Genomic DNA, 11726 nt, shown 5'->3' with positions numbered 1-11726 from the left:
CCGGATCAGGCGAGCGTCTCGGCGAGATCGCCCAGGATCGCGGTCCATCCCTGGATGTGACCGAGGCGCGCCTCCTCGCTGCGGAACTTCACCTGTTTCAGGGTGATGTCCGTCATGCCGGGCTCCGGCTCCGAAAAGTCAATCGTGACGACGCTGTCGTCCTGCGAGAATGGCGACTCCCAGGTGAAGGAGAGGCGCGAGTAAGGATCGATCTCGAGATAGGTGCCGGCGTGCGGGATTTCCTTCTCCGGCGTCTTCATGATGATCGAGAAGCGACCGCCCTTGACCGGATCGTTCGTCACCTTCGCCGCCTCGCTGGCGGTGCCCGGCGGGCGCATGACCTTCGAAAGTATGGCGGGCGACAGCCAGGCATTGAAGACCTTTTCCCGCGAGGCGGCGATCGTGCGGCTTACCGTCAGTTCAAGTTCGCTCATGGTCGTGTTCCTCTGAAACGAGTGCATTTTCCAGCGCCGTCAGGCGCAACTCCCAGATGGACTTCAGTTGCGCAAACCAGCTCTCGGTGAGCTTCAGCGGTTCGAGCTCGGCCGCGATGAAATGCTCGCGGCCCATCGTCCGGCGGGTGACCAGTCCCGCCTCCTCCAGCACCTTGATATGCTTCGAGACGGAATTCAGCGACATGTCGAAATGGGCGGCGAGCGCGGTCACTCTCAACGCCCCTTCCTGAACGAGGAGTGTCAAGATCTGTCGCCGTGTGGTGTCACCGGCGGCTTTGAGAATTCGCGACAGAGCGTCATCGTCCATTTGTTCACCCATACGGTTGAATATATGAAACTCATCACATAGTCAACCATATGGGTGAATATTTTCAAGGTGAAGTTTCCAATGCCCCCGAAAACTTTTTGCAGTTCCGGCGGCAACAACATCTGTGGCAGGATCGGAGGATGGACCAAGAGCGCGAGAGGCAAAACGGAAGTGCCCCTGAAACAAGGCTGGCGTGCCGGTCCGAACCTGCCATGAAGGGAATTCGCTTTGAATAACAGCGCCTCAACCGACATTGCTCATCCCGTTCGGATGCAGTTGGACGCCTACAATGCCCGCGATATCGATTCCTTCATTCAGTGGTGGGCGGACGACTGCAAGTACTATGCCTTCCCTTCCACTCTCCTCGCCGACGGCAAGGCAGAAATTCGCGCGCGGCATATAGAACGTTTCAAAGAGCCAAACCTCTGCGGAAAACTGCTGACGAGATCGGTTGTCGGAAACATGGTCGTGGATCATGAAACAGTGACCCGTACCTTTCCGGAGGGTACCGGAGAAATAGACGTCATCTGTATCTACGAAATCGAAGGTGGCAAGATCGCCAAGGCTTGGTTCAAGCTGGGCGAATCTCGACTGCACCGACCAACGAAGTGACCGGCAGTCGAGTGCCCTGCGCTCAGTCTTCCTTCACCGACACGATGGTGTCGTGGATGAGTTGCAGCACAGCCGGCGCATCGATGCCGGTGCAGATGCGCTGCGAGGGAAGTCCGTCCCAGTCGCTCGGGCCGAAGGTGCGGCCGTCCGGTTTCTGGATCGTCATGCCGTCGGCAATGCCGCCGCAGACGACGCGGACCGTGCCGGCGCGGGTCTGAAAAAGCTCCGGCGCGACGACATAGGCGCAGGCGCAACTGTCGTGCACCACCATGCCGTCCGGCACACGCCCCTCGTAGAACTTGATGTAGAACTGCGAGAGGTCGAAGAGGAGTTTCGCGCGCGTGCCGGCGGCGTCGCGGATGTCGGCGAGCGCCTTCCGGGTCATGACGGTCTGGAGGGTGACGTCGAGCCCGACGATCACCACCGGCCACTCGGCCGTGAAGACGATGTCGGCGGCTTCCGGATCACCGTGGATATTGGCCTCGGCCGCCGGCGTCACGTTGCCGTTGACCTCGAAGGCGCCGCCCATGACGACGATTTCCTTCACGAGGTCGACGATCTCCGGATCTTCCTTCAACGCATTGGCGAGATTGGTCATGCGTCCGACGGCGACGATCGTCACCTCGCCCGGGTTCTCGCGGATGGTCTCGACGATGAAGCGATGGGCCGGCCGCGGATCGAGCGGCACGTCGAAGACATCGGGCACGCCGATATTGCCGAGACCGTCGTCGCCATGGATGAAGGTCGGCGGTTCGTGGCTGATGCGATGCGGGATGAAGGTCTCGCCGGCGCCTCTTGCCACCGGCGCGTCGATCTTCCACTCGCGCTTCAGGAAGAGCGCGTTGCGTGTCGTCGTCTCGATCCGGGCATTGCCGAAGACCGTGGTGACCCCGAGCAGGGCGACATCCGGGTGATGGTGGAGAAAGAGCAGCGCCATGGCGTCGTCGACGCCCGGATCCGTATCGAAAATGACCTTGTGCATGAAACCGCCGGGAGTGTGTCTATGTCGAAAGATGAGGCAGCCGTCTTATCGCATTTCGGACGCGATGGCCAAGCGATCAGACGCCGGCTTCGGCGAATTCGGTGATGGCACCGGTTTGCCGTGCACTTTGAACCGCAGCTGTCCGCAGAGGCAACTGCCTTCCGTTACGTTACTTTTGACTGTCGACGGAATCTCCGTTCCAAACGCCCGCACACCTTAGCGCCCGCGTGTTGGCGAGCAATGGCTTGCCAACGCCCGCTTGTGCGGTACTCACCGCTGGAGAACGATCCTGACCTTCAGCGTGTCGCCGGCCTTCACCCGTGCCGCCTTGCGGACCGCGGCCTTGACCGGCAGCAGATAGCTCGCCGACGTCTTGTCGGGAAAGACCGAGGTCTGGAAGGCGACGTCGCCGATTTCCGCCGTCACCGCCACCATGCCCCAGCCGGGGCGGCGGCCTTCGCTCGCGCAGCGGATCGCAAAACCGACCTCCGGCGGAAGGGTGACGAAGTGCCAGGCCCCCTTGCCCTTGTACTCCCAGAGTTCGGCCTCGAAATCCCAACCCTCCGCCGCGTGTTCCATGATCAGCCGGCCACCTGCTTCTTCTTCTTGCCGACATTCCGCAGCACGTGGCTGAACTGCGAATTGTAGAGATCGCTGTCGCGGAACTCGACCGAGCCGAAGACCTTGCCGACCATGATGAGGGCCGTGCGGGTGATCTTCGCCTCGCGCACCGCTGCCTGCATGTCCTTCAGCGTCGTGCGGATGAACAGTTCGTCCGGCCAGGTCGAGCGGTAGGCGACGACTACCGGGCAATCCTCGCCGTAGTAGGGTGTGAGAACCTCGCGGATATGCGGAAGGTTGCGGATCGACAGGTGGATTGCGAGCGTCGCCCGCGACTTGCCGAGGATTTCCAGCGTCTCGAACTCCGGCATCGAGGACGCCTTCATCTCGGTGCGGGTGATGATGATCGTCTGGGCGATCTCGGGCAGCGTGAGTTCCGTCTTGAGACGGGCGGCGGTCGCGGCAAACGCCGGCACGCCGGGCACCACGTCATAGGGGATGCCGACTGCATCGAGCCGGCGCATCTGTTCGGCGATGGCGCCGTAAATCGACGGATCGCCGGAATGAACTCGGGCGACGTCCTCGCCGCGGGCATGCGCCGCCTCCATCTCGGCAACGATCGCATCGAGATGCATCGGCGCGGTATCCTTGACGATCGCGCCTTCGGGCGCCGCCTTGACGATCTCCTCCGGGACCAGCGAGCCCGCGTAGAGGCAGACCGGGCAGCGCTCGATCAGCCTGAGGCCCCGGACGGTGATGAGGTCGGGAGCCCCCGGCCCTGCCCCGATGAAATAGACGGTCATGCTTGTTTCCTCATGTCTGCGGAGGCTTCACCCCCCTCTGCCCTGCCGGGCACCCCCACAAGGGGGGAGAACGCCGCAGGGCAAGCCTCATGCACCCCCGCCGACGTTGAACTCATTTGGCACGCCTCGCTCGCCCCCCACCTTGCCATGGCGGACAGCGTTTGCCGCAGTCCAATCTCCCCCCTTGTGGGGGAGATGGCCGGCAGGCCAGAGGGGGCTACCAAGAAACCGGCAGTCGCGGCGATACGGATGCTCACGACGCCATCCCCGTGTCCGCCTTCCCCGAATAGCCGCGCGGCGTATAGACCCAGGTCTTGCCGTCGCCGGTCACGACCGTGCGGCTTTCCGACGAACCGACGACGACGACCGTCAGCATGTCGACGTCGTCGACGTTCAGTGCGCCGAGCGGCACGGTGCGGACGTGCTCGCCGGGGCGCCCGAGATTGGTGGCGAGGATCACCGGTGTGGTGGCCGGACGGTATTCGAGCAGCTTTTCGCGCGCCCAGGCAAGCTGCGTGCGCCGCTTCATCGACACCGGATTGTAGAAGGCGATGACGAAGTCGCCCTCGCCCGCCGCCCTGACACGCTGCTGGATATGCTCCCACGGCGTCAGCAGGTCCGAGAGCGAGATGGTGCAGAAATCGTGGCCGAGCGGCGCACCGATGCGCGCAGCCGCCGCCTGCAGCGCCGAAATGCCGGGCGAAACCTGCACTTCGATGCGGCGTGCGCCGTCCGAGATGCCGCCCTTGTCGAAGAGTTCGAAGACCAGCGTCGCCATGGCGTAGATGCCGGCATCCCCCGAGCAGACCAGCGCCACCGTCCGGCCCTCACCGGCAAGCTCCATGGCCCGCACGACGCGCGCCTCTTCCTTGCCGAGGTCGAAATCGTGGCGCGCCTTGCCATCGGCGAGCGGACCGAGAAGGTCGAGATAGAGCGAATAGCCGACGAGATCGGTCGAGGCGGAAACCATCGCCGAGACCTCGGGCGAGCGCCACTGGTCGGCACCGGGACCGATGCCGACGACAAAGAGCTTTCCGCGTGCCCGGCCGACGGCTTCCGGATTGACGATCCCCGGCGCACGGGCGATTGCCGCGGTCGCACCCTTCGACTTGATCTTTTCGACGACGAGTTCCCCGGCTGGCCCGACGGCCGCGAGCGCAGCACCCTCGGCGACACCGTGGCAGCCGACCTCGGCGAAGACGATATCGGACGGGTTCTTGAGCCGGGGCGTTTCCGCCTCCAGCGTCGCGGCATCGAAGAAGCGGGCCGGCACCCCGAAATGCGCGGCGACGGCATGCACCGCCGCCTCGTCCGCCTTGACGTCGATCGAGGCGACCGCCGCGAGGCTCTGCCGCGCCAGTCCGCCGTCTGCAAGGGCCTTTTCGGCAAGCGCGATCGCCTCATCGCTGGAGGCGTGCCGCTCGCAACCGATCCCGAGAACGAGCGTCTTCGGGTGATAGACGAGCTCCAGCGGCCCTGCGTCCTTCGGCTGGTCGGTTACGGTCAAAGTCACCGACCCGTCGTCCGCGAAGGGGATGCGCGAGGCGGTAAGCCAGCCGGCCAGTGTCGGCGCGGCGCCCCCCTCTGCCCTGCCGGGCATCTCCCCCTCAAGGGGGGAGACCGACATCCTTCCAGCGTCGAGCGTCCCATCGGAGTGGCTGTCCGAGTCTGCGGCTCTCCCTGACAAAGGGTCGGCACCAGGTGCACCAACGATCTCCCCCCTTGAGGGGGAGATGTCGCGAAGCGACAGAGGGGGGTGTCCCGCTACCTCAGCGAATATTTGCGCCTTCGCCCCGGCCACCAGCTCGGCCATCACCGCCTTGGCGTTCGCCGGATTGGCGAGTACGTAGCCGGCCGGCGGATCGTCGAGCGCCAAACCGAACCGGAGGTCGCCGGCAGTGGTCACGGCCGCATGGGCATCGAGCGCGCCGGCGATCGTCCGCGCCAGATCGTTGCCGCCGTGATGACCGCCGAGGAGCGGCACGACCGAGGCACCGTCTTCGGAGACGCAGAGCACCGGCGGCTCGGCCTGCTTGTCGGAGAGAAGCGGCGCAAGAAGACGGATGACGGCACCCGAGGCCATGACCGCGACGATCGGTCGGCCTTCGGCGAAGAGCCCAGCCAGATGCGCCTTCACATCGTCGAACAGGCGGTCGGCAGACGCGACGCGCGCGCGGGCGCCGTGCAACTCGCCCCCGATTGCAGGCGCGATGCGCCGGCCGAGATCGAGGACCTTGTCCGACAGGATGACGACGGCCGGTTTGTTCAGTTCGCTCATGAGGGCATTCCGTTTGAGGTGCGCGGCGAGAGGCCGGCATTCCAGCCCTCCCCGCCCTTGTAGATCAGGATCATCGAAAAATAGGGCGCGACGTCTTCGCCGACTTCGGCGAGCGGCAGGACGCGCTGTTCGGCAAGGCTCACACGCTCGACGTAACCGGCGGCGGCTTCGAGCCCCATGGCGCGGATCAGCGCCCGGATGCGGGAAAAGTGTCGGCCGACCTTGATGATCGCCACGGCACCCGCCGCCTCGATGCGGGCACGCATGGTCTCGTCGTCGAGCGGGCCCGGCACGACGCTCAGCACGTCATTTCGCGCGGCGAGCGGCCGTCCGAGTGCCGCCGCCGCCGCCATCATCGAGGAGACACCGGGGACGATCTCGGTCGCAAAGCGCCCGGCGAGGCGCTCGAAGAGATACATGAACGAGCCGTAGAAGAAGGGATCGCCCTCGCACAGAACAGCGACGTCCTGCCCCGCCTCGAGACGGGCGGCGATCGCCTCCGCCGCCTGATCGTAGATCTCCTGTGCCGGGAAGCGCTCGACGCGCATCGGCACGACGATCGGAATTTCCACCTGTGTTCCCGGAAGGTGCGGAGCGGCGATCTGGCGGGCGAAGCTCGGCCCAGTATCGGGTGCCGGATAGGCGATCACCGGGACCGAGGTCAGGATCCGATGCGCCTTCAGCGTCAGGAGTTCGGGATCGCCAGGGCCGAGGCCGAGGCCGTAGAGCTTGCCGGTCATGAGGACTGCCCCCTGCTCGTCGGAAGAATACCCCCTCTGGCCTGCCGGCCATCTCCCCCACAAGGGGGGAGACAGGCAAGCGGCACTGCTCGCACCTTCAGAGGATCACGGGTTAACGCCCAGAAGGCAATGTCCGTGCGAAGCGAGCGGCGGGCGCGCAGCACGTTGGCGGCGCGGGTCTCTCCCCCCTTGTGGGGGAGATGGCCGGCAGGCCAGAGGGGGCATTGAAAAGCGAACCGCATCACGCGCTCTCCCCCTTCGTCACCGACCAGATGGTCACCGGCATCAGCGGCTTCCAGCCGCAATAGCGCCCGACCGGCGCGCCGCGCGACACCGAGATGCGGGTGAGTTCGCCGCCGTGAAGGCCCCTGAGATCCGCAAGCCTCGCCTCACCTTCGATCGTCACCGCATTGGCGACGAGCCGGCCGCCGGGTTTCAGCGCCGCCCAGCAATCCTCAAAAACGCCGGCATGGGTCAAGCCGCCACCGATGAAGATCCGATCCGGCGCATCGAGTCCTTCGAGCCCTTCCGGGGCCGGCGCCTCGACCACCTGGAGGTCCGGAACGCCGAGCGTTTCGGCATTGGTGCGGATCATCGTCACCCGTTCAGCGCGCGCCTCGATCGCCACCGCCTGGGTGCCCATGCCGCAACGCAGCCACTCGACAGCAATCGAACCGCAACCGGCGCCGACATCCCAGAGCAGGGCATTCGGAAAAGGCGCGAGCAGCGAAAGCGTCGCCGCCCTCACCTCGCGTTTCGTCAGCTGGCCATCATGCACGAAGGCCTCGTCCGGAAGACCCGGCACCGGCGCAAGAAGCGGTCCGTCGGCGGCGCAATCGATGGCCAGCGTGTTGAACTCCGAAATCGGCGGTGCCTCGGTCGCGAAAGCCTCGGCGCTCATCGCGGTGATCCGCTCCGCAGGTCCGCCCATGTGATCGAGCACGGTGATCACCGAGGCGCCGAAGCCGCGGCGGACGAGAAGGTTCGCCGCCTCGCGCACCGTTTCCACCCCCGAGGTCAGCGCAAGGATGCGCGCGCCCGGCAGCAGGTGCCGGTTGAGGTGCGAAAGCGGCCGCCCGTGCAGCGAGATCTGCGCCACCGACTGCAGCGGCCAGCCGAGCCGGGCGGCGGCGAGCGAGAAGGCCGACGGCGACGGCAGCACGGCCATCTCGTCCGCCGACACGTAGCGTCGCAGCGTCGCCCCGATGCCGAAATGCATGGGATCGCCGGTGGCGAGCACCGTCACCGGCGTTCCGCGCAGCTTCAGTACCTCCTGCAGGGTTTCACGAAAGCCGCCGCTCCAGTTGAGCACACGTTTCAGCCCCGGAAGGTGACCGCCTTCGAGCACGCCATCGAGCCGCTCGCCGAGCACGATGGTCTCGGCCTGCCAGAGCAGAGCCTGCGCCTCGGGCGTGAGGCTTGCGAGGCCGTTGTCGCCGACGCCGATGATGGCAAGCCAGCGCCTAGTCATTGGTGCCTAACCCTCCGGCGAGCGCGTTGACGGCGGCCGACGCCATGGCCGAGCCACCACGGCGCCCCCGGACGGCGATGAACGGCACGCCGCGCGGATCGGCGATCAGCGCCTCCTTGCTCTCCGCGGCACCGACGAAACCGACCGGAAAGCCGAGGATCAGCGCCGGCTTCGGCGCGCCGGCATCCAGCCGTTCGAGAAGCCGGAAGAGCGCCGTCGGGGCATTGCCGATCGCCACCACCGCGCCGCCGAGCCGCTCGCCCCAGAGATCGATCTGGGCGGCCGAGCGGGTGTTGCCGATTTCGGCCGCCTTCGGGCGCACGCGCTCGTCGGCGATGAGGCATATCACCTCGTTTCCGGCCGGCAACAGCCGGCGGATGATGCCGTGGCGAACCATCTCGGCATCGCAGAGGATCGGCGCACCGCCGGCGAGTGCCGCAGCACCGGCCTCGAAGGCGCCGTCCGAAAAGGCGATGTCGCCAGCGAGATCGACCATCCCGCAGGCGTGAATCAACCTGACAGCCAGCGCCTCCATGCCGTTGGAAAACCGCGACAAATCGGCCTCGCGCCGGATCGTCTCGAAGGACCGGCGGTAGATCTCTGCAGGATCGCGGATGTAATCGAGCGGAGTGGTCAATAGATACCCCCCTCTGCCCTGCCGGGCATCTCCCCCTCAAGGGGGGAGATCGACCTGCCGCAACCTCTCGCTCCCGCCGCAATGGCACGTGTTCGCGGAGCACCGTCCGGACATCCGGAGCCGGCGCTTTCGACCTTCGGATTTGCCGCATGGCGCATGACTGCAGCCGTTTCACGGATGGCCAACCTATCATCGGCGCCGCCAACGCTTTGCTCGCGGCCAAACCTGTTTTGGCGATGTCCGCGCCGCATACCGATCTCCCCCCTTGAGGGGGAGATGGCCGGCAGGCCAGAGGGGGGTGACCCGGCGAAAACCATCATCATTTCTTCTGCATAGACCTCGGGCCGAGCGGATGGTCCGCATGCGGATACGGTGCGTGGTGGTGTCCGTGATCGTGATCATGGCCATGCCCGTGGCCATGATGGTGCGCATGTCCATGGTCGTGGTCATGGTCGTGATGGTGGTGATGATCGTGGTCGTGGCCATGGTGATGATCGCCATGATGATGTCCGCAGCCGCAGTTCGGGCCGTGCTCGTGGACATGCGCCTTGCCGCTCAACGGCGCGTTCATAACCGCGTCGAGTTCGGCATCAGGCGTTGCATTCAGGAGATGGCCGTACTTGCCGCCGAGCGTGGTCGAAGCCGCGTAGTCGAAGGCCGGTTCGAGGTCGTTCGGCTCCGCGTGGGAATGAACGGGCGTCCAGGGCAGCCCATGCTCCCTGCAGAAGTCCGGATCGCGGCAGGAGGCGTCGCAGTCGCCCTTGCAGGGACAGTCTTCCAGCCCGCCGCCGATGCCTTCCACGTGGTGGTGGTGGCTTTCTTGGCGTTGGCCGAGATCGGCCTCGAAGCCGAGCACCTGCTCGCGATATTTGCACATCTGGCAGTTCATCACTGCCGCGCCGTTCAGCACTTCCCCGACGCGATCCTGGAAGGCCTCGAGCACCAGCGGATGGTCATTCAGGTAGCTCGCCTTGACAAACTGTATTTCGGGATGACGGGCCGCCACCTCGTCGGTGTAGGAGTAGATCCGCTTCACCAGCACGCCGGTGAAGAGGAAATAGGGAAACACGATGACGCGCTTGTAGCCGAGCCGGGCGGCGTGTTCGAGGCCGGGCTCGACGAGCGGGAAGGTCACGCCGGAATAGCACGTCTCGCCCCAGCCGAAGCCCATGCCCTCCCAGAGCATGCGCATTACTTTGGCGGCGTTCGAATTGGCATCCGGATCGGAGGAGCCGCGGCCGACGACCATCAGCAGCGTCTCGTGCTTGTCGACGAAGCCCAGTTCGGCATTTGCCTTGTCGACCGCCTCCTGGATGCGATCGCCGGCGGCGCGGATCATCTTGAGATCGATGCCGAGTTCACGGCCATATTCGATGACCATACCCGGATTCTGCGCCTGGTAGGTGTTGAGCACCGACGGGATGTCGTTCTTGGCGTGGCCGGCGGCAAAGAGCATGCCGGGGATCGCCAGCACCCGCGTGACGCCTTCCCCCCTCAGCTTGTCGAGGCCGGCCGAGATCACCGGATTGCAGAACTCCAGATAGCCGTATTCGACCGGCATGTCCGGATTGCGCGCTTTCAAGGCTTCGGCGATCACCGCGAATTCGCGCGCGGCGTTCTGGTTGCGGCTACCGTGTCCGCAGACCATGATTCCGAATTTTTCCGTCATTCTTTCCGGCCTCCTGCTTCGTTGCTTTCCACATGTACGAAGCGCCAGAACCGTCAAGCGGTCCTGCGGCCATCGGGACAGCTCCGGAATTGGCCCCCGACTTGGGTCGGCCGCACCGGACTATTTCCAGCCTGTCAAACAGGCGCCGTCGCACATTAGCGAGTGGTTTACCGAAGCCCATGGCCGCGGTCAAACCGGATTGCGCCGGAAGCTGTGGAGTCTGCGCCACGGCCCCGAGTCGCGCGACGACATGCGGCAAGACGGTTGCCGCGCGCGGATCGCTGGTGCAAGAGTGCCGGCGTCCTCAACCTTCCCCCGAAAGAGTCGTTTCGTGGCCGATCTCGCCCTGCAAGCCTTCGTCCTCCTGTTCATCGCGGCCTTCGTGGCGGGCTTCGTCGATTCGATCGCCGGCGGCGGCGGTCTGATCACCATTCCGGCCATGCTGATCGCCGGCATCCCGCCGCTCGAAACGCTCGGCACCAACAAGCTGCAGTCGCAATTCGGCGCGCTGTCGGCCACACTTGCCTATGCACGTAAAGGCCATGTCGACCTGAAGGCGCAGCGCCCGATGGCGGCAATGGCAGTCCTCGGCGGCGCCGTCGGGGCAATGATCGCAACCATCGTCCCCGGCGAGGTACTGCGGATGCTGATGCCCTTCCTGCTCGTCGCCATCGCCCTCTATTTCGCCTTCAAGCCGAACCTCAGCGACGAAGACCGGCACCGCCGCCTCTCAAACGTCCTCTTCGGCGTCACCATCGTGCCTGTAATCGGCCTCTACGACGGCGTCTTCGGCCCGGGCACCGGCTCCTTCTTCATGCTCGCCTTCGTCTCGCTCGCCGGCTTCGGCATGCTGAAGGCGACGGCCCACACCAAGCTCCTCAACCTCGGCTCCAATGTCGGCGCCTTCCTGGTCTTCCTGATGACCGGCGCCGTGCTCTGGAAGATCGGGCTGCTGATGGGCCTCGGCCAGTTCCTCGGCGCCCAGACCGGGTCGCGGCTTGCCATGCGCAACGGCGCGAAGATCATTCGCCCGCTCCTCGTCGTCACCTGCCTCGCCCTTGCCACGAAGCTGCTCGCCGATCCCGCCAATCCGGTCAGGATGTGGCTCGGGGTTTGACGACAGCCCATCCCGGCTCTGCGAACCTCACCCATTTCGGCACACACACGGCCTGAAAACGTCGAACACCCCTAGATCCTTGCGAATTGACGCA

The 11726-nt window shown here is 65.3% G+C and carries 12 protein-coding genes; 2 read left to right on the top strand and 10 right to left on the bottom strand.

What is annotated here, in order from left to right; translation table 11 throughout:
* Positions 1-5: 5 nt before the first annotated feature.
* Complete coding sequence (locus DFR48_RS03285; protein WP_114361678.1) at positions 6-434, bottom strand: SRPBCC family protein; 429 nt, start codon at positions 432-434, stop codon at positions 6-8.
* Positions 421-762 (bottom strand): ArsR/SmtB family transcription factor, encoded by a 342-nt coding sequence (locus DFR48_RS03280; RefSeq protein ID WP_114361677.1) that lies wholly within the window; start codon positions 760-762, stop codon positions 421-423. The genes DFR48_RS03285 and DFR48_RS03280 overlap by 14 nt, the downstream gene beginning before the upstream one ends.
* 228 nt (positions 763-990) lie before the next feature.
* Here DFR48_RS03280 and DFR48_RS03275 point away from each other — a divergent pair, with 228 nt between their 5' ends.
* Positions 991-1374, top strand: coding sequence for a nuclear transport factor 2 family protein (locus DFR48_RS03275; protein WP_245415503.1), 384 nt, complete (start codon positions 991-993; stop codon positions 1372-1374).
* 22 nt (positions 1375-1396) lie between these two features.
* Here DFR48_RS03275 and DFR48_RS03270 read toward each other — a convergent pair whose 3' ends face one another.
* The 8 genes from DFR48_RS03270 to DFR48_RS03230 all read right to left on the bottom strand — a co-directional run bounded on the left by DFR48_RS03270 (position 1397) and on the right by DFR48_RS03230 (position 10515).
* Positions 1397-2356 carry a nucleoside hydrolase gene (locus tag DFR48_RS03270; RefSeq protein ID WP_114361675.1) on the bottom strand — a complete coding sequence of 320 codons (960 nt, stop codon included), beginning with the start codon at positions 2354-2356 and terminating at the stop codon, positions 1397-1399.
* Between the two features lie 270 nt (positions 2357-2626).
* Complete coding sequence (locus DFR48_RS03265; RefSeq protein ID WP_114361674.1) at positions 2627-2935, bottom strand: DUF1905 domain-containing protein; 309 nt, start codon at positions 2933-2935, stop codon at positions 2627-2629.
* A 2-nt stretch (positions 2936-2937) separates the two neighbouring features.
* A complete protein-coding gene (gene cobM / locus DFR48_RS03260) occupies positions 2938-3720 on the bottom strand; it encodes a precorrin-4 C(11)-methyltransferase (RefSeq protein ID WP_114361673.1) in 783 nt (260 codons plus the stop codon).
* Positions 3721-3973: 253 nt separating this feature from the next.
* Entirely contained in the window at positions 3974-5998 is a 2025-nt protein-coding gene (cobJ, locus tag DFR48_RS03250) for a precorrin-3B C(17)-methyltransferase (RefSeq protein ID WP_114361672.1), read from the bottom strand.
* Positions 5995-6738: a precorrin-2 C(20)-methyltransferase gene (cobI, locus tag DFR48_RS03245; protein WP_114361671.1), complete on the bottom strand. Its 744-nt coding sequence runs from the start codon at positions 6736-6738 to the stop codon at positions 5995-5997. The genes cobJ and cobI overlap by 4 nt, the downstream gene beginning before the upstream one ends.
* 241 nt (positions 6739-6979) lie before the next feature.
* The gene (gene cbiE, locus DFR48_RS03240; protein ID WP_114361670.1) at positions 6980-8209 is read right to left on the bottom strand and encodes a precorrin-6y C5,15-methyltransferase (decarboxylating) subunit CbiE; all 1230 of its coding nucleotides are present in this window, start codon (positions 8207-8209) and stop codon (positions 6980-6982) included.
* Positions 8202-8846, bottom strand: coding sequence for a precorrin-8X methylmutase (locus DFR48_RS03235; RefSeq protein ID WP_114361669.1), 645 nt, complete (start codon positions 8844-8846; stop codon positions 8202-8204). Before DFR48_RS03235 ends, cbiE begins: the two co-directional genes overlap by 8 nt.
* Positions 8847-9165: 319 nt before the next feature.
* A complete protein-coding gene (locus DFR48_RS03230; RefSeq protein WP_114361668.1) occupies positions 9166-10515 on the bottom strand; it encodes a sirohydrochlorin chelatase in 1350 nt (449 codons plus the stop codon).
* Positions 10516-10846: 331 nt separating this feature from the next.
* Here DFR48_RS03230 and DFR48_RS03225 point away from each other — a divergent pair, with 331 nt between their 5' ends.
* Entirely contained in the window at positions 10847-11632 is a 786-nt protein-coding gene (locus DFR48_RS03225) for a TSUP family transporter (protein ID WP_245415502.1), read from the top strand.
* Positions 11633-11726 lie beyond the last annotated feature (94 nt).

Origin of the sequence: Ciceribacter lividus (genome assembly GCF_003337715.1) — a bacterium.
In the GTDB taxonomy this organism is placed as follows: Bacteria; Pseudomonadota; Alphaproteobacteria; order Rhizobiales; family Rhizobiaceae; genus Allorhizobium; species Allorhizobium lividum.
Note: the sequence above shows the minus strand (reverse complement) of the source record. Positions and strands in the feature narration are given on the sequence as shown.

Coding starts and splice junctions, on each gene's coding strand:
- DFR48_RS03285 (WP_114361678.1), bottom strand. CDS start 434: ATGAGCGAACTTGAACTGACGGTAAGCCGCACGATCGCCGCCTCGCGG.
- DFR48_RS03280 (WP_114361677.1), bottom strand. CDS start 762: ATGGACGATGACGCTCTGTCGCGAATTCTCAAAGCCGCCGGTGACACC.
- DFR48_RS03270 (WP_114361675.1), bottom strand. CDS start 2,356: ATGCACAAGGTCATTTTCGATACGGATCCGGGCGTCGACGACGCCATG.
- DFR48_RS03265 (WP_114361674.1), bottom strand. CDS start 2,935: ATGGAACACGCGGCGGAGGGTTGGGATTTCGAGGCCGAACTCTGGGAG.
- cobM (WP_114361673.1), bottom strand. CDS start 3,720: ATGACCGTCTATTTCATCGGGGCAGGGCCGGGGGCTCCCGACCTCATC.
- cobJ (WP_114361672.1), bottom strand. CDS start 5,998: ATGAGCGAACTGAACAAACCGGCCGTCGTCATCCTGTCGGACAAGGTC.
- cobI (WP_114361671.1), bottom strand. CDS start 6,738: ATGACCGGCAAGCTCTACGGCCTCGGCCTCGGCCCTGGCGATCCCGAA.
- cbiE (WP_114361670.1), bottom strand. CDS start 8,209: ATGACTAGGCGCTGGCTTGCCATCATCGGCGTCGGCGACAACGGCCTC.
- DFR48_RS03230 (WP_114361668.1), bottom strand. CDS start 10,515: ATGACGGAAAAATTCGGAATCATGGTCTGCGGACACGGTAGCCGCAAC.